Here is a 17,957-nt window from a genome sequence, read left to right on the forward strand (position 1 = left end):
CTTCAAGCATTCCGAACGAGGGCACCAGCCTTGGTAGAGTTCTTCACGCGCCGTCCGATCTTCGCCTCGGCCATCGCCATCGTTATGGTTCTGGCCGGCGCGATCTGTTATTTCCTGCTGCCCGTCGCGCAGTTTCCCGACATCACGCCGCCGCAGGTGGTGGTGAGCGCGCGTTATCCGGGCGCCAGCGCGCAGGTCGTCGCCGACACAGTGACGACGCCGATGGAGCAGGAGATCAACGGCGTCCAAGGCATGACCTACATGTCCTCGACGAGTTCCAACGACGGCTCGGCGACGATCACGGTGACCTTCGAGGTCGGCTATCCGCTCGATATCGCGGCCGTGGACGTCCAGAACCGCGTGAGCCAGGCGGCGTCCGCGTTGCCGGCGATCGTCAACCAGAGCGGCGTGACGGTCAAGAAGCAGAACCCGAACTTCGCGCTCATCGTGAACCTCACCTCGCCGGACGGTTCGGTCGATCCGGTGGCCTTGTCGAACTACGCCTTTCTTCAGGTCGCCGACCCCTTGAAGCGCGTGCCGGGCGTCGGCGACGTGCAGATCTTCGGTGAACGGCGCTATTCCATGCGCGTCTGGCTCGATCCCGACCGCATGGCCAATCTCGGCATCACCGCCGTGGACGTCCAACAGGCCATCGCCGAGCAGAACGTGCAGGTCGCGGCCGGTAAGATCGGCCAGTCGCCAGCTCCCGCCGGCACGCCCTTCGAGATGCAGGTGAACGCCGTCGGCCGCTTGAGCGATCCGGCCGAGTTCGACCAGATCGTGGTGCGCGCCAATTCGCAGAACGGCTCCGTGGTGCGCCTCAGCGATGTCGCGCGCACCGAACTCGGCGCGCTGCAATACGCCTCCACCGCCTTTTTCGGCAAGGACCCGACCGTGGTGCTCGGCATCTTCCAGATGCCCGGCTCCAACGCGCTCGACCTCCAGAAGAACGTCCATGCCAAGATGGACGAATTGTCGAAGCGCTTCCCGGCGGGCATTTCCTACGCCATGCACTACGACACGACGCGTTTCGTGTCGGCGGCGATGGAGGACGTCCTCATCACCCTGGCCGAGGCTTTGTTCCTCGTCATCCTCGTCGTCTACATCTTCCTGCAAAGCTGGCGCACGACCCTGATCCCGATCATCGCCATTCCGGTGTCCTTGATCGCGACCCTCGTGGTGATGGCGCTGCTCGGCTTCTCGCTCAACATGCTGAGCTTGCTCGGCATGGTGCTCGCCATCGGTCTGGTGGTGGACGACGCCATCGTCGTGGTCGAGAATGTCGAGCGGCAGTTGGAGGACGGTTATCCGCCGATGGAGGCGACGCTGCGCGCCATGCGCGAGGTGACCGGGCCGATCATCGCGACCACCGCCGTTCTGATGGCCGTGTTCATTCCCGTCGCCTTTATTCCAGGCGTCGCAGGGCGCTTGTACAACCAGTTCGCGCTGACCGTCGCGATCTCGGTCGGCATTTCCGCCTTCAACTCGCTGACGCTCTCCCCTGCGCTTGCGGCGGTGTTCCTCAGCCACAAGCCGCAGACGCGCTTCTTCGCCTTCCGCTGGTTCAACGCCGCCTTCGACTGGATGTCGCATGCCTATGCGCGGCTGGTCGGGGGGCTGGTGCGGGCGCGCTTCATCGTGGTTCTCCTGTTCGCGTTGACCCTCGGCGGCACCTACTGGATCTGGCAGAAGCTGCCCTCGACCTTTCTTCCCGTCGAGGACCAGGGCTACTTCTTCGTGGTGATCCAGTTGCCCGACGGCGCTTCGCTGGAGCGCACGGACGCGGTCGCCGCCAAGGTGCGCGGTGTTCTGGAAGGAACGCCCGGCATCGACATCGTCGGCTCGATCTCGGGTCTCAACTTCCTGACCAATGCCGCGCAATCCAACTCGGCGGTCGAGTTCGCCATCCTGAAGCCCTGGAACGAGCGCCCGCCGGAGCAGAACGCTTCCAAGATCGTGGCCGAGCTTCAGGGCAAGCTGATCCAGATTCCGGAAGCGATCGTTCTGCCCTTCGACCCGCCGTCCATTCCAGGCCTCGGCGCGACCGGCGGCTTCGAGTTCCAGGTCGAGGACCTCACCGGGCGCGGCTCGGCGGCGCTGGATCAGGCGGTCCAGGCCGTTCTCGCGGAAGCGCGCAAGCAGCCCGAACTCAACCCTCACGCCCTGTTCTCGTCCTTCTCGACATCGACGCCGCAATTCGACTTCGATCTCGACCGCAACAAGGCCAAGCTTCTCGGCCTCGACCTGCCGGACGTTTTCAACACGCTGCAGATCTTCTTCGGCTCGCTCTACGTGAACGACTTCAACCTGTTCGGGCGCACCTTCCGCGTCACGCTGCAGGCGGAAGCGCAGGCGCGCGCCAACGCGTCCGACCTGTCGCGTCTCTACGTGAGAAATTCCGAAGGAGGCATGGTGCCGCTTTCGACGCTCGGGCAACTGAAGCCGGTGGTCGGCCCCGAAACCGTGCCGCACTACAACAACTACGCGTCCGCGCTCATCAACGGCGCGGCGGCGCCCGGCTTTTCCTCGGCCCAGGCGAGCGCTGCCATGCAGCGCGTCGCCGAAGCCGTGCTGCCGCGCGACTTCGCCTATGAATGGACGGGCATCACCTATCAGGAGATCAAGGCCGGCTCGCTCGCCAGCGTCATCTTCGCGCTCGCCATCGTTTTCGTGTTCCTGATCCTGGCCGCCCAGTACGAAAGCTGGTCGATGCCCTTCATGGTGCTTCTGGCCGTGCCCCTCGCCTTGTTCGGCGCGGTGGGTGCCTTGTTCGTGCGCGGCATGCAGATCGACGTTTATTCGCAGATCGGCTTCGTGATGCTGATCGGCCTTGCCGCCAAGAACGCCATCCTGATCGTGGAATTCGCCAAACGGCGGCGCGAGGAAGGGCTTTCGATCGTGGATGCGGCAAAGGACGCCGCGCGCCTTCGCCTTCGCCCGATCCTGATGACCGCCTTCGCCTTCATTCTCGGCGTCGTGCCCTTAATGAACGCGGAAGGCGCGGGCGCCGCCAGCCGCCAGTCGATCGGCACCACGGTGTTCGGCGGAATGCTGGCCGCGACCATTCTCACCCTCCTGTTCGTGCCGGTCTTCTATGCGATGATCGAGCGCTGGCGCGAGGGCAGGGCTCCCCACGAGTCCTCGTCCCATCGCCTTGCCGACGAGAAGGGCGCGACCGCCCAGACCGTCCCGGCCGAATGAGCTTTCGGAGTTGCCATCCATGCGTATCCTGAAGATCGCGTTCGCGACCGTTGCCGTCTTCGCCCTCGTATCGGGCGGCGAATTGGCATGGCGCCATCGTGCCGTCCTGTTTCAAGAACTCGGGTCCACCGGCGGCGACGCGGCCGCCGGGACCGGCACGGCGCAAGCGCAAGCCGCCCCGCCGGCCATGCCCGTGCCGGTGGCGCGCGTCGTGAAGCGCTCGCTGCCCACCTGGCTCGATTATTCTGCCCGCACCGAAGCGATCCGCTCCGTGTCGCTCCAGACCAAGGTGACGGGCTTCGTGTCGGACCAGCTTCTGCCGGACGGCGCCGACGTGAAGACCGGCGACCTTCTCTACAAGCTCGATCCGCGGGATTTCCAGGCCGCGCTGGATCAGGCCAAGGCCGCGGTGGAACGCGATTCCGCCGCCCTCGACTATGCCAAGGCGACGGCCGAGCGTTCCACCTCGCTCGTTCAAAGCGGCTCCTTGGCGAAGGACACCTTCGACCAGCGCTCCAGCGCGCGCCGGCAGGCGGATGCGGCGGTGATGCTGGGCCGGGCCGCGATGCAGGCGGCGGAACTGAATGTCGGTTACACCGAAATCCGCGCGCCCTTCGCCGGGCGTCTGGGCCGCGACCGCGCGCCCGTCGGCACGCTCGTCGGGGCAGGTGAGTCTGTTCTCAACACCCTCGTGCAGCTCGATCCGGTTTATGTCTCGTTCAATCCGAGCGAGCGGGATCTCGCGGCCATCGCCAAGGCCAAGCGGGCGAGCGGCGGCGTGAAGGTGGAAGTCACGCTGCCGGGCACCGACGATGAAACACGCGCCGGCGAACTGACCTTCATCGACAACGCGGTGGACCCGCAGACCGGCACCATCGCCGCGCGGGCCACCATCGCCAACCCGGATTTCGCGCTTCTGCCCGGCCAGTATGTGCGCGCCCGGCTGGTGGTGGACGAGCGCGACGGCGTTCTGATGGTGCCGCAGGCGGCCATCGGCTCGGGGCAGCTCGGCAAATATGTCTATGTGGTCGGCGAGAAGGGCGTCGCCGAGCAGCGCCCGGTGACGCTCGGCGCGACGGACGGCGATCTCGTGGCCGCTTCCGGCGTGCGCGAGGACGATCGCGTCATCACCGGCAATCTCCAGAAGATCGGGCCCGGCGCGCCGGTGCAGCCGCTGCCCATCGAGACGGCGACGCGCTGATCCGCCACCCCGGCGCGAAATACGCGGGGGAACATCTCAGGCGGCGGAAACGGCCTCGGTCCGGCCGCCGCCCATCGCCGTGCGGAGGCGCTCCAGCTCTCGAAGACCGCCTTCCGCGCCGTGTTCCAGGGCCAAGCGGTTCGCGTCCTCGCCGGGCATCGGCCTGCCGAGCAGGAAGCCCTGCAACTCGTGGCAGCTTTGCGCGGTGAGGGCCTCCATCTGCTCAGTGGTTTCCACGCCCTCGGCCGTTACCTCCATCCCGAGGTCGCGGCTCATCGAGATGATGGCCTTCACGATCGCCTGCGCGCTTCGCTCGTGCAGCAGCCGGTGGATGAAGGACCGATCGATCTTCAGCTTGTCGAAACGGAAGCGGTGAAGATAGGACAGGCTCGAATAGCCGGTGCCGAAATCGTCGAGGACGATCCTGACGCCGCGTTTCCCGAGTGCCGTGATGACGTCGCAGGCGGCCTCCTCATCCTTTAGAAGCACGCCCTCGGTGATTTCGAGTTCGAGCCGCTCGTGCGACAGACCCGTTTCGCGAAGCACCGCGTCGATACGGGACAGAAGATCCTTCTGCACGACCTGAACGGGGGACAGGTTCACGGCGACGCGGATGTCGCCCGCCCAGGTCGCGGCGGTCCGGCAGGCTTCGCGCAAGGCCCATTCGCCCATCGGCAGGATCAATTGGCGGCTTTCGGCGATCGGGATGAAGCGCGCCGGCGAGATGGGCCCCAGCACCGGATGGGTCCAGCGCATGAGGGCCTCGAAGGAAACGAGCTTCCCCACGCAATCGAAGATCGGCTGATAGGCAAGGCTCAGCTCGCCCTTCGCCAGGGCGTCGCGAAGTTCCTGTTCGAGCTGCGGCCTGTCGTCGACCTCGTGGTCCACGGCGGCGTCGAAGAAGCGCACGCATCCCCGGCCGTTGTGCTTGGCGCGGTAAAGGGCGATGTCGGCGCGCTTCACCAACTGGTTCGGCTCGGCTCCGTCGCGCGGGAAGATGGCGACGCCGACGCTCGTGCCGATCGTGACCCGGCGTCCGCCCGGATCGAAGGGCGAGGTGAGCGCGGCGATGATGCGCTGCGCCAGATCGCCCGCCTTGCCGGGCTGCGTGCCCGACGACTGGAGAACGACGAACTCGTCGCCGCCGATGCGCGCCACGAACTCGCCCTCGCGCATGGCCGCCCGCAGCCGCGCCGCGACCTGACGCAGAAGCTCGTCGCCCGTCGCATGGCCATAGGTGTCGTTGACGAGCTTGAAGCCGTCGAGATCGAGGCAGAGAACCGCCAAGGTATCCGATTTCTCCGTCGCGGCGGCGAGCTTGTTCTCGAGTTCCTCGGTCAGAAGCGCACGGTTGGGCAGTGCGGTCAGCATGTCGTGATGGGCGAGGAAGCGAATCCTTGCCTCCGAATCGCGCCGTTCGCTGATGTCGCGAAGCGCCGTCACCGTAGCGAGACTGCCGCGATAGGGGATCGTGCGCGACAGCATCTCGATGGGAAGTCGCTGGCCGGTGGCGGTGACGATCTCGCTTTCGCCGCGCGTCGAGGAGCGGTTCGCGGTCCAGAACGGCGTCGCGCCTTCCGGCACGATCCGGCCGAGATGCTGGCCGGCCAAGCTGTTTTCCCGAACGCCGAGCAGCGAGGCGAGCGCTTCGTTGCCGTCGAGAACCGATCCGTCCCGGTGGATCACGATCGCCTCGAACGTGCTGTTGGCGAGCTGGCGCAGCCGTTCCGCTTCGAGTTTGTCGCGGGCGGCGGCGCGGTGGTCGCGAGCGAACCGACGAAGCTCAGCACGAGAACGGTGACGGCTTCCGCCGCCCCGATCACCACGATGGGCGAGGCGGTGAGATCGTCGGGCTCGGCGACCGCGCTCATCCAGTCCCCGAAGGACAGGATGGAAGACAGGGAGCCGAAGGCCGAGAAGGCGATGGCGGCGCCCCCGAGCAGGGTTCCGATCGCAAGGCTGTTGTTGTGCCCTTTCTTGCCGATTTCCGAGATGGCGAAGCTGGCGAGCAGCGCGCCGAAGATCATGACGAGGAGAACGGCGGAAAGGTCGTAGGACAGGGCGTATGGGCTGACCATTCCCGACATGCTCGTGAACACCATGCACGAGAAGCCGAAGGAAAGAAGGGAGCCGGCAAGAAGGACGTTGCGACCCGACCGGCGACCGGCGGCGGCGATGCTCAAACCGAAAAGGTTGAAGGCGAGGGACGTCGTGAGAGATGATGCCGCATGGGATGGCGGGATCGAGATCGCGATCTGCGGATAGGTACTCTTGAAGGCCGCCAGGAATGCCCCCCAACTGATGCCGGTGGAAGCAAGGCCGCCGACCGCGACGAGGCCGGCCCTTCGCCAGCCGTAGAAGCTGGTGGCTTGGCGCAGAAGGATCATGAGCAGAAAGGCGCCGCACAGCGCCGCCAGAACCACGAGAGCGCCCCAGAAGGGGTCGTGATATCCCGTCAGATCGGCCAGGAGATGGCTCATCGCTCTTGCCTCGGCTCCAACGCGAACGGCATGGATCAGAACTCGATCTTCAGGCCGGCGAGGAGACGGCGCTCGCTGCGCCGGCCGGCGGAGGTCACGATGCGGGCGGCGTTCAACTGCTCGGCCGTGACCGAGAACGTCGCCTGATCGGTGACCTTGTACCCGGCGCGCGCGTTCAGCGTCACATAGTCCGGTACATTCTCGGCAGCGCTTCCGAAGGTCGCCTCGTCGAACCGGAAGTCTTTGAAGCTGGATTGCCAGCGGGCTTGGCCATCCACTTCCAGTCTGTCCCATGTGAAGCCGAGCCCGGCGATCACGGAATGAACCGGGTTCTGCACGGCGTAGTCGATCGCCGGAATCAGGGACAGGATGTCGGCCGATGTCCGATCGTTCAGGCTGGCGAGGGAATAGCTGAGGTTCCAGCGCCAGCCGGCCTCGTTACGTCCGTCGATCCCGATCTCGCCGCCCACCGCGCCGCTGCCGGCGAAGTTGCGCGACAAGGAAACGAGTTCGTCCTCCCGCGTGAAGATCAGCGGCAAGGCGAAGGGTGAGCCGATGGTCTTGTCGGTATCCTGAACGAACAGGGAAAAGTTGAACTGCGAGTCCAGCGAAGGAAGCTCGCGGCTGTAGCCTGCCTCGTAGTTCATCACGGCACTCGGCCGCAAAGGCGCCAGTTCCTCGAAAAACGGGCTGAGTCGATAATAGTAGCTCAAGGTCACGAGGCTCGGAAGCTGAAGGGCGCGGGCCGCGCTGAGACGGAACGTATCGAAGTCGGTCGGCGAATACAGAAGCGCGCTGTTGAAGCTCGGCTGGACGATGTCGGGATAGTCCACATCGTCTTGCGTCTGGTCGAACTCTTCCGGCGTATCATTCTTGCGAACCGACATCGCGTCGAGGCGCACGGCATTCGTCACCACGAGATCCGGGCGGATCTGCCAGTTCCACATGACCGAACCGGCCACGAGATCGGTGGAGGTTTCGCCCCCGAAGAAATCGTCGTCCTTCAGCGAGTTGTGCCGGTATTCCGCGCCGATACGCAACGTATGGTCGCCGCCGACACGCACGAGATCGCTCGCCTTCACCACGGTGACGTCCTGTCGCCAGCCGAGATCGTAGATCCAGCCGCTCGAACTGAAATCGGTGGCGTTTCGATAGGCGTCGAGTTGCAGAAGGCCAAGCGAGGTGTCCGCCGTCAGAACGCCGCGCAAGCTCTGCGTCTTGGTGTCCATGGCGATATAGGACCCGAAATCGGGATAATACTCCGTTTCGATGCCGCCGATGGAGGCCGAAACGCCGAGTTCCACATGGTCGTTCAGCCGGTAGCGCATATCGGCCGCGCCGGTCTTCACATTGGGCTTTTCCGCATCGTCGAGAACCGACTTGCCCTCGAACTCGTCGGCCCGCGTGCCTTTGACTGATGCGCGAAGGCCGAAACGATCCGGCACCTGTATGGTCGCGACACCCTCGCCATAGGCTTGGCCCTGCGTCCCGCCGCGCATGTCGACGGCGTTCTTCCTGTCGCGCAGGGGATCGAAGGTGACGATGTTGATGACGCCCGACACCGCGTTGAAGCCGTAGAGCGCCGCGTTCGGCCCTTTGATGATCTCGATCTGGCGGATCTCACCGAGCGCCACCGGGATCTGCGACCAGAGCGTATAGCCGTAGTCGTCCTGGTAGACCTGGCGTCCATCCAGAAGCACGAGAACGCGCGGGTTGAGCGCCGTGTTGTAGCCCCGGATGCCGACGGCGGCGTCGAACTGGCCGTAGCGCCTGACGTCGAGGCCCGGCACGAAGCGCAGGATCGAGGGAATGTCGGTGGCCCCCGAACGGCGGATGTCGTCGGCGGTGATGATGTCGATATTGGCGGGCGCTTCGCTGGCGCGCTGCGGCTTGCCGATGGCCGACGCCGTGACGGGTTCGCCGAACATCTGTTCGGCCGCCGTGTAGTCCACGGTCTGCGCATGGGCCGCCGGCGCGATAACCAGAAAGGCGGCTGCCAGCACCGATAGCTTGCGCGCATTCATATTTCGCGGACCATCATGATGAACGCCGTGGCGAAGCCGACGCCCGTCGCAGCGGCGTTGCCCGAATTGATCGATATGGAAACGGCAGGCCGGGAGCGGACGGCGACGGTGCAGGCACCGCCTTTGACCTGCGCCGCCTCCAGCGTGAAGCAGGGCGTGCCGCTGCGGTTCAGGGCCTTGCGCAACCGCTCCTGATCGACGCCGCCGACGCTGAAGACGCCGTCATAGCCCGAGGCCGAGGAGAGCTGGGACTGCTCCACAGGAACGATGCGCAGAAGGTTGTCGCCGACCTTCAAACCGTTCCTCGATATCGCGACGGCCGCCTGCATTTCCGCGTTCGATTGCTCGCTCGCCCCGGCATAGACGACCGCGAGGGTGATCGCGCCCTTCTTCTGGCCGTTCTTGAACGAAAGCGCCCGCCCGACGATCTGCATATCCTGCACCGTGGCATCGGCGGCGAGGCTGCGATGCGGCAGGATGTTGATCGCAAGGGCGACGAGGGAAAGAACGCTTCTCGAAAGCATGGTTGGCTTCTGGCAGCGGCCGGAAATTAGGTCGCTATTATTCGAGTGAGTTCATAGCCCTCATTCCTTACTCAAGACTTGTAGCGGCTCCGATGCGGCTCCCGAGATCAGCGTGTCATGCAACTCGTGGAAGTCGGTGCATACGGTGTGAAGCTTCAGGTTGATGCCTGGGAAAGGCCCGAATATTCCATCGTTCGAGCCATCTAAAATCCGACGGGATGCTTACGCCCTCCTGCCGACCGTGAATTCATTGGCGATCGACTCGTGGGCGCGCTGCCCTTCCACGGCGATGCCGAGCTTGGGGAACAGGAGTTCGGCGACGCGGTAGGCTTCCTCCAGATGCGGATAGCCCGAGCCGACGATCGTATCCACGCCGAGCGCCTGATATTCGGCAAGGCGGGCGGCCACCTGATCGGGCGTGCCGACGAGCGCCGTGCCGACGCCGGTGCGCACGAGGCCGACGCCCGCCCAGAGATTGGGCGCCACCACCAGCTTGTCGCGGCGGCCGCCATGGAGCGCAGCCTGCCGGCGCTGGCCGACCGAATCCATCTCACTCGACGCGCGGGTATAAGCGCGCTCGATCTGCGCGTCGGAGATATGCGAGATCAGCTTGTCGGCGGCGGCCCAGGCTTCTTCTTCCGTTTCGCGGACGATGAAATGCACGCGCATCCCGAAGCGCACCGCCCGGCCGGCTGCCTTGGCTTTGGCGCGCACCGCGTCGAGCTTTTCGGCGACCTGATCGAGCGGCTCGCCCCAGGTCAGATACAGATCGACGGCCCGCGCGGCGAGCGCCTGTCCCGCCTCCGACGAGCCGCCGAAATAAAGCGGCGGGTGCGGGGCCTGGATTGGCGGAAAGTCGTTGCGCGCGCCCTTCACCTGATAATGCCGCCCGTCGAAATCCACGACCTCGCCTTGAAGGAGACGCCGCCAGATTTCCAGGAACTCGCCGGCCTGCTCATAGCGTTCGTCGTGCGAAAGATGGACGCCGTCGCCGGCAAGCTCGGCCGGATTGCCGCCGACCACGACGTTGAGGAGAAGGCGGCCGTTCGACAAGCGGTCGAGCGTTGCGGTCTGGCGCGCGGCGACGGTGGGCGAGATGATGCCGGGACGAAGCGCCACGAGGAACTTCAGCTTCTCCGTTGCCGTCGCCAGACCCGTGGCGGTGATCCAGGAATCCTCGCAGGACTGGCCGGTCGGCAGAAGCACGCCCTGAAACCCGAGCTGGTCGACGGCGGTGGCGATCTGCTTGAAGTAGCGGAATTCCGGCTTGCGGCTGCCCTTGTCGGTGCCGAGATAGCTGCCGTCTCCGTGGGTCGGGATGAACCAGAAGAAATTCAGCGGGTTTGTGGCGGTCATGGGGAAGGTCCTTGGCGTCTGGCGGGCGGTTCAGAATTTCGGCAGGCCGCGCGGATTGGTTTCCGATCGCGGCAGGGCTTCCTCGCTCAAGCCCCAGCGGTCGAGCGCCTTGGCGTAGAGACCGTTCTCGATCAGAGCGTTGGCGGCCACCGTCAGCGCGTCCGCCAGCCCCGAGCCCTTCTTCGTGACGATCGCGACATCGGACCGTTCCGGCCAGCCGGCGCTGAGGGTCCCGACGCGCCCGATGTTGCCGTCGCGCGCGGCGATGAAGACGAGCTGTCCGTTCGGCTGCACGATCACGTCGGCGCGGCCCGACTGGAGCGCCACGAGGCTCGTCGCCTCGTCGTCGAAATATTGCAGCTCAGCGGGCTTCAAGCCGGCGTCGACGTTGCGCTTGTCCCATTCGAGGAGAATGCGCTCCTGGTTGGTGCCGGCACCGACGATGATGCGCAGCCCCGCGATGTCCTTCGGTTCGGCGATCGTGGCGATGCCGGAGCCTTTCTTCACGAAGAAGCCGTGGAGCCCCTGGCGATAGGTGGAGAAGTCGAACTTCTCTTTCCGCTGTTCGGTGACGCCGACATTGGAGATCACCGCATCGTATTTGCCGGACGTCATCCCAAGGGGCCAGTCGGCCCAGGCGACGGGCACGAGATCGAGCGTCAGCCCGAGGCTGTCGGCGACGAGCGAGGCGAAGTCGGGGTCGGCGCCGATGACGGTCGCGGCGTCCGTGGCATAGGTCGCGATGGGCGGGCCGCCGGCCGGGTTGACGGCGACGGTGAGATGGCCCGGCCGCACGAAGGGGAAGTCCTTCGGGATGGCGTCGGCGGCCGCCTGGACGCGCTCGGCATGAAGCCGCCCCGGCTGTTCGGGCGAAAAGTCGAAGCCGGCATCGGCGAAGGCCGGGCCGGCGGGAGCGATCAGCAGAAGCACAGTTGCGACGCGGCGGGCGCGCTGGGCGAAGGGCATGGAAACGGAACTCCGAAGGATCGAGAAGGCTCGAGCGCCGCACCGGGGGGAGGAAACCGGCGCGGCGCGGGCTCGCCGGTTCAGCTCTTGGGCAGGCCGGCGGGATTGGTGCGCGATTCCTTGACGGCCTCGGCGGAAAGGTTCCATTTCGCCAGGACCTTGGCGTAGTTGCCGTTGGCGATCTGCGCGTTGATGGCGGCGGTGATCGCATCGGCGAGGCCGGCACCCTTCTTCGTGGTCACGGCGATCTCGGCCGTTTCCGGCCAGCCGCCGGAAAAGGTGCCGATCAGCTTGGTCTTGCCGTCGCGCGCCGCTTTGAAGGCCGATGTCGAGTTCGGGCCGAGATAGGCGTCGATGCGGCCGGACTGGAGGGCGAGGGTCTGTACGGCCTCGTCGTCGAAATAAACGATTTCGGTGGGTTTCAGTCCCTTGTCCTCGTTCGCCTTCGACCAGCGGATCAGGATTTCCTCCTGATTGGTGCCCGAGGAAACGGCGACCTTGAGACCCGCCACGTCTTCGGGCTTGGCGATCTTCTCGATCTTGCTGGTGTTCGGCACGTAGAAGCCGAGAAGGTCGGCGCGATAGGTGGAGAAGTCGAACTTCTCCTTGCGCGCTTCCGTGACCGTGATGTTGGTGATGGCCGCATCGTACTTGCCCGACGTCACGCCGAGCGGCCAATCCGGCCAGGCGACGCCGACGACTTCGAGCTTCAGGCCGAGGCTGTCGGCGACGAGCTGGGCAAGATCAGGCTCGCCCCCGACGGGAGTCTTCGTGTCGCTCGCATAGATGGAAAAGGGCAGATTGCCGGGATTGGTCGCCACCGTGAAGGTGCCGCTCGTCACGAACTGATGGTCCTTCGGCAGAAGGGCGATCGCTTCTGGCACCTTCTGCGCGCGAATGCGATTCGGCTGCGCGGGGTCGAGATCGACCTCGATCCCCGCCGCGGTCGCGTTGGAGGCGAGACCGAGCGAAGCGGCGAGGACGAGCGCGGACAGGGCGCGCGAAAAGGGGGGCGTCACGGATGTCGTTCCTTGAAAGAAGGGGAGGGAGGGGAAGCATGGGTCCGGCCGTCGCATCGGCCGGAGACCGGGATCAAAGAACCTTGGCGAGAAAGGCCTTGGTGCGGGGGTGCTTCTGCGCGCCGAAGATCTGCGCCGGCGGACCGACTTCCAGCACTTCGCCGCTTTCCATGAAGACCACCGTGTCGGCGACTTCGCGGGCAAAGCCGGTTTCGTGGGTGACGATCACCAGCGTCGTGCCGGAGCGGGCGAGCTCCTTGATGACGTCCAGCACTTCCGTGACGAGTTCCGGGTCGAGCGCCGAGGTCGGCTCGTCGAAAAGGAGCACTTTGGGCCGCAGCGCGAGGGCTCTGGCGATGGCGACGCGCTGCTGCTGGCCGCCGGAAAGCTGGCGCGGATAAGCGCCTTCCTTGTCGGACAGGCCGACGCGGGCGAGCAACTCGCGGCCGAGCGCTTCAGCTTGCGGGCGGGGCAGGCCTTGTGCCGACAAGGGCGCTTCGACCACGTTCTCCAACACCGTCAGATGCGGGAAGAGATTGAAGTTCTGGAACACCATGCCGATGTCGACGCGGCGCTTCAGGACGTCCTTTTCGTGCAGTTCGTAGAGCGTGTCGCCTTCGCGCCGGTAGCCGATCAGCTCGCCGTCCACCGATACGAGCCCGGCATCGACGCGCTCCAGATGGTTGATCGTGCGCAGAAGCGTGGACTTGCCCGATCCGGACTGGCCGATGATCGCGGTGACGCTGCCCGGCTTCAAGGACAGGGACACGTCTTTCAGCACCTTCAGGTCGCCGAAGCTCTTGTGGACGTTGCGGATTTCCACCGAGCCGCCCGCCGCGTGGGTGCCCGTCCAAAGCGGCGCGGCGTTCGCGGCAGTTGCGACCGGGTTCGGGGCGTCCGAGGAGCGTTGGGCGAAGAAGCGCGACAGGAAGGACGGCGGCGGATTGCGCAGCGCGCCGCGCGAGTAATGCTTCTCGATGGCGCGCTGGGCGAGCGACAGGACGGACAGGATCACGAGATACCAGACCGTCGCCACCATCAGGAGGGGAATGACCTCCATGTTGCGCCGGTAGATGACCTGCACCGAGTAGAAGAGTTCCGGCAGGGCGATGATGTAGACCTGCGAGGTGCCTTTCGCGAGGCCGATGATCTCGTTGAAGGCGCTCGGCAGAATGGAGCGCATGGCCTGCGGCAGGAGGATGCGGCGCGTTTGGCGGGCGCGCGGCAGGCCGAGCGCGGCGGCGGCTTCCATCTGTCCCTGGTCCACGGACAGGATGCCGCCCCGGATGATCTCGGCCGAATAAGCGGCCTGATGCAGGGTGAGGCCGATCACCGCTGCCGCAAACGGCGTGATGAGCTGCGTCGTCGACCAGGAAGCGAAGGTGATCTCGGTATAGGGCACGCCGAAGCGCACCGTCTCGTAGAGATAGCCGAGATTGTTGAGGACGAGGAGGAGAACGATCAGCGGAATGGAGCGGAAGATCCACACATAGGCCCAGGATACGCCCGCGACCGCCGGCGATCCGGCGACCCTCGCCAGCGCCAGAACGGTGCCGAGCGTGAAGCCGAGGGCGGAGCCGATCGCGGTGAGAAGGAGGGTGCGGCCGAGCCCGACGAGCACCGGCTCGGCGAAGAACCACTCAGCGAACACATCCCAGCCCCAGCGCGGATTGGTGAGCGTCGACTGGACGATCGCTGCCACGAGAAGAAGGGCGGCAACCGTGCCGACCGCGCGCAAGGGATGGCGCGCCGGCACGATGCGAAGGCCGGTGGGGGTGTCCTTGGCGGCGGCGGCGGAGGGCGCGAGACGCCCGTCGAAGGGAGCGGAAAGGCTCATCGTGCGTCGGCTCCCGTCTTCGCGCTGCCATGGTGCGGGCGGGCGGCGGCGAGCGCGGCGGCGAGTGAGCCCGAGCGCAGGTCCTTCTCGAAGGGCAGATGGCGATAGGTTTCGGGATCGGCCTTCGTGTCGAAAAGCGCCGTGTAGCCGAGCGACAGGTAAAGTCGCACGGCTTCCGGCTGGCGGAAACCGGTGGTGAGATAGAAGCGGCTGTAGCCCTGTTGCACGGCGTGGGCTTCGAGCGCGCCGAGAACGGTGGCGGCAAGGCCCTGGCGGCGCAGGTCGCCGCGCGTCCACATGCGCTTCACCTCGGCGGTGTCCTCTTCGTGGCGCATGAACGCGCCGCCGGCGATCGTTTCGCCGTTTCGCAGGATCAAGAGGAAGTTGCCGTTCGGAGGCGCGAAGACGTCCGCCGGATAGCGGTTCATCTCCGTCGCCGCGCCCGCCGGATCGAAGAAGGTGCCGTAGCGATTGTCATATTCGCGCAGCAGATCGTCGATCAGCGGTTTGGCGCGCGGGTCGAGCGGGCTGGTTTGGGCGATGACGTCAGACATGCGTTCCCTCCGAAGGGGTGAGGAAGGTCTCGGCGAGGCTCGCCCAATAAGCGGCGGCCGGCTCGATCAGGGCGTCGTTGAAGTCGTAGTGCGGGCTGTGAAGAGGGGCGCTTTCGCCGTTGCCGACGAAAAGGTAGCTGCCGGGCCGCGCTTGCAGCATGAAGGCGAAGTCCTCGCTGGCGGTGCGCGGCGCGAAATCGGATAGAACCGCCGCTTCCCCGAAGGCGTCGAGCGCGACCTGACGGGCGAAATCCGTCTCGGCGGCGTGGTTCACGACGCTCGGGAAGCCGTGCTTCCATTCGATCTCGGCCAGCGCGCCGAAGCTTTCCGCCTGGGAAACCGCCAGCGCCTTCACCCTTTTTTCCAGAAGCGTGCGGATTTCGGGTCGGAAGGCACGGGTCGTCAGCGTCAGTTCCACGGCATCTGGAATTACGTTGGCGGCCGAGCCGCCATGGATCGAGCCGACGGTGACGACGGCGAGATCGAGCGGCGCGGCGTTGCGCGACACGATCGTCTGGAGGGCGGTGACGAGATGGGCGGCGGCCACCACCGGGTCCACCGTTTCCTGCGGCGTCGCGCCGTGGCCGCCCCGGCCGCGAACGTTGATCCGCGCCCAGTCCACCGAGGCCATGGAAGGGCCGGGCACGAAGCCGAAGCGGCCGGCCGGCTCGTTCGGCCAGTTGTGGAGACCGAACACGGCGTCGCAAGGAAAACGCTCGAAGAGCCCGTCCCCGATCATCCGCTTCGCGCCTTGCCCGATCTCCTCGGCCGGCTGGAAGATGAGGTTCAAGGTGCCGGAAAAGCGGCCGTTCTGGCTAAGATAGCGGGCGGCGGCGAGAAGGATCGCGGTATGCCCGTCATGGCCGCAGGCATGCATCGCGCCATCGATCCGGCTCGCGTGGGCGAGGCCGGTTTCCTCCTTGATCGGCAGCGCGTCCATGTCGGCGCGGATACCGAGGCTTCGATGGCCGTTGCCCTTCCTCAGCGTTCCGACGAGACCCGTGCCGCCGATGCCGCGCGACACCTCGTAGCCCCATCCCCGGAGGAGGCCGGCCACCTTGTCGCTCGTCCGCTCCTCGTGAAAGGCGAGTTCGGGATGGCGGTGGAGATCGTGCCGGAGGGCGACGAAGTCCGGCACGGAAGCGGCGATCCGCTCGCGCAGGCTCATGCCGACACGCGGGACGGTGCCGAGGCTTCATCCCCACCGGCATGGCGGCTTGTCTTGAAGGGCAGGCCGAGATTGCCGCGCAGCGTCGTTTCATGGAGCGTTCGGTCGTAGACGCCCCGCGCTTCCAGAACCGGAATCACATGACGCTCGAAATCGGCGAGTCCTTCGGCGGACACCGGGAAGCCGACGATGAACCCGTCCGCCGCGCCTTCCTCCACCCAGCGGATGAGTTCATTGGCGACCTCTTCGCCCGACCCCAGGAAATTCGGGCGGGGCGTGGCGGAAGCCAGCGCCACTTGGCGCAGCGTCAGGCCCTTTTCCCGCGCGTCGCGCTTGATGCGGTCGGTGGTGGATCGGAAAGAGTTCGCGCCGATGTCGCCGAGGTCGGGGAAGGGCGCGTCGGGATCGTATTGCGTGAAATCGTGATGGTCGAAGTAGCGGCCGAGATAGGCGAGGGCATCGTCCAGCGACACGAGATCGCGGATCGTCTCGTATTTGCGCTCCGCTTCCTCGCGCGTCGCGCCGACGATCGGGTGGATGCCGGGCAGAACGCGCACGTCGCCGGAAGCGCGGCCGTGGGCCACGGCGCTCGCCTTCACCTGGGCAAGGAAGGCGCGGGTTTCTTCGAGGGACGGCGAATGGGTGAAGACCGCATCGGCATATTTGCCGGCGAGCTTCACCCCGTCGTCCGAGGAGCCGGCCTGGAAGATCACCGTCTGCCCCTGGGGCGAGCGCTGAATGTTCAACGGCCCTTCAACCTGGAAGAAGCGTCCCTTATGATCCAGGCGATGCAGCCGGGCCGGATCGAAGAAGGCGCCGGTTTCACGGTCGCGCGGGAAGGCGTCGTCGTCCCAGGAATCCCAAAGGCCCTGCGCGACTTCCAGATATTCGTCGGCGATCTCGTAGCGAAGCGCGTGCTCGGGATGGGCGCGGCCGTAGTTCCTGCCCGACCCCTCCAAGGGCGAGGTCACGACGTTCCAGCCCGCGCGCCCGCCGGAGATGAGGTCGAGCGAGGCGAACTGCCGGGCGATCGTGAAGGGATCGCTGTAGGAAGTGGAAACCGTGCCGGCGAGGCCGATCCGCGAGGTCGTCGTCGCCAGCGCCGACAGGATGGTCAGCGGCTCGAAGCGGTTGAGGAAGTGCGGGATCGATTTCTCGTTGATGTAGAGCCCGTCGGCGACGAACACGAAGGCGAAGCCTGCGCTTTCCGCGCGGCGAGCCTGATCGACATAAAAGCCGAGATTGACGCTGGCATCCGCCGGGCCGGCAGGATGGCGCCACGCATTCATGTTGCCGCCCGCGCCGTGAAGCATCAGACCGAGGGTGATGCGGGTGCCGCTCATGACCATCGTCCTTGTCCGGGGACGCGCCGGCGAACCGGGCTTCCCGCCAATGTCGTTTCGGAAGCGCCGAAGCTGGAAGAAAAGCTTCGACCCGGTGCAAACTACAGTAATCCTGTAGATTTAATGGGTTCAACGAAAGCGATTGGCGTCGGGAAGGGCGAGGGGGGAATGATTTTTCGTATTTGGGGGATTTGAGCGCTGCGAGGCTAGGAGCGCGGCTTCGAAAGGCGGCAGGGCATCGCGTGGGCTCGGCTCACCGTGAAGGTTCGCAACAAGCGGTGGGA

13 protein-coding genes are annotated in these 17,957 nt (G+C 65.8%); 2 read left to right on the forward strand and 11 right to left on the reverse strand.

Going from position 1 to position 17,957, the window contains the following annotated elements; all coding sequences use genetic code 11:
* Window positions 1-30 precede the first annotated feature (30 nt).
* Window positions 31-3,201, forward strand: coding sequence for an efflux RND transporter permease subunit (locus tag F9929_RS01935; protein WP_152044833.1), 3,171 nt, complete (start codon window positions 31-33; stop codon window positions 3,199-3,201).
* Between the two features lie 19 nt (window positions 3,202-3,220).
* On the forward strand, window positions 3,221-4,402 hold the full coding sequence (locus F9929_RS01940) for an efflux RND transporter periplasmic adaptor subunit (protein ID WP_152044834.1): 1,182 nt from the start codon (window positions 3,221-3,223) through the stop codon (window positions 4,400-4,402).
* A 36-nt stretch (window positions 4,403-4,438) separates the two neighbouring features.
* On the opposite strand, the gene F9929_RS01945 is transcribed toward F9929_RS01940, so the two are convergent.
* The 11 genes from F9929_RS01945 to F9929_RS01995 form a co-directional block, all read right to left on the reverse strand.
* Entirely contained in the window at window positions 4,439-6,088 is a 1,650-nt protein-coding gene (locus tag F9929_RS01945) for a putative bifunctional diguanylate cyclase/phosphodiesterase (RefSeq protein ID WP_152044835.1), read from the reverse strand.
* Window positions 6,085-6,882: an MHYT domain-containing protein gene (locus F9929_RS24370; RefSeq protein WP_152044836.1), complete on the reverse strand. Its 798-nt coding sequence runs from the start codon at window positions 6,880-6,882 to the stop codon at window positions 6,085-6,087. The genes F9929_RS01945 and F9929_RS24370 overlap by 4 nt, the downstream gene beginning before the upstream one ends.
* Before the next feature lie 35 nt (window positions 6,883-6,917).
* On the reverse strand, window positions 6,918-8,906 hold the full coding sequence (locus tag F9929_RS01955) for a TonB-dependent receptor plug domain-containing protein (protein ID WP_152044837.1): 1,989 nt from the start codon (window positions 8,904-8,906) through the stop codon (window positions 6,918-6,920).
* Window positions 8,903-9,430 carry a hypothetical protein gene (locus F9929_RS01960; RefSeq protein ID WP_152044838.1) on the reverse strand — a complete coding sequence of 176 codons (528 nt, stop codon included), beginning with the start codon at window positions 9,428-9,430 and terminating at the stop codon, window positions 8,903-8,905. The genes F9929_RS01955 and F9929_RS01960 overlap by 4 nt, the downstream gene beginning before the upstream one ends.
* Before the next feature lie 222 nt (window positions 9,431-9,652).
* Complete coding sequence (gene ssuD, locus F9929_RS01965) at window positions 9,653-10,786, reverse strand: FMNH2-dependent alkanesulfonate monooxygenase (protein ID WP_152044839.1); 1,134 nt, start codon at window positions 10,784-10,786, stop codon at window positions 9,653-9,655.
* A 30-nt stretch (window positions 10,787-10,816) separates the two neighbouring features.
* Entirely contained in the window at window positions 10,817-11,752 is a 936-nt protein-coding gene (locus F9929_RS01970; protein ID WP_152044840.1) for an ABC transporter substrate-binding protein, read from the reverse strand.
* A gap of 80 nt (window positions 11,753-11,832) precedes the next feature.
* Window positions 11,833-12,771, reverse strand: a complete 939-nt coding sequence (locus tag F9929_RS01975) for an ABC transporter substrate-binding protein (protein WP_235918950.1) — start codon at window positions 12,769-12,771, stop codon at window positions 11,833-11,835.
* Between the two features lie 73 nt (window positions 12,772-12,844).
* Window positions 12,845-14,608 (reverse strand): amino acid ABC transporter permease/ATP-binding protein, encoded by a 1,764-nt coding sequence (locus tag F9929_RS24785; RefSeq protein WP_152044842.1) that lies wholly within the window; start codon window positions 14,606-14,608, stop codon window positions 12,845-12,847.
* Complete coding sequence (locus F9929_RS01985) at window positions 14,605-15,162, reverse strand: GNAT family N-acetyltransferase (RefSeq protein WP_152044843.1); 558 nt, start codon at window positions 15,160-15,162, stop codon at window positions 14,605-14,607. The genes F9929_RS24785 and F9929_RS01985 overlap by 4 nt, the downstream gene beginning before the upstream one ends.
* Window positions 15,155-16,330, reverse strand: a complete 1,176-nt coding sequence (locus F9929_RS01990; RefSeq protein WP_152044844.1) for a M20 aminoacylase family protein — start codon at window positions 16,328-16,330, stop codon at window positions 15,155-15,157. Before F9929_RS01990 ends, F9929_RS01985 begins: the two co-directional genes overlap by 8 nt.
* The gene (locus F9929_RS01995) at window positions 16,327-17,673 is read right to left on the reverse strand and encodes an LLM class flavin-dependent oxidoreductase (RefSeq protein ID WP_152044845.1); all 1,347 of its coding nucleotides are present in this window, start codon (window positions 17,671-17,673) and stop codon (window positions 16,327-16,329) included. Before F9929_RS01995 ends, F9929_RS01990 begins: the two co-directional genes overlap by 4 nt.
* Between the last annotated feature and the right edge of the window lie 284 nt (window positions 17,674-17,957).

Origin of the sequence: Aureimonas psammosilenae (assembly GCF_009176975.1) — a bacterium.
In the GTDB taxonomy this organism is placed as follows: Bacteria; Pseudomonadota; Alphaproteobacteria; order Rhizobiales; family Rhizobiaceae; genus Plantimonas; species Plantimonas psammosilenae.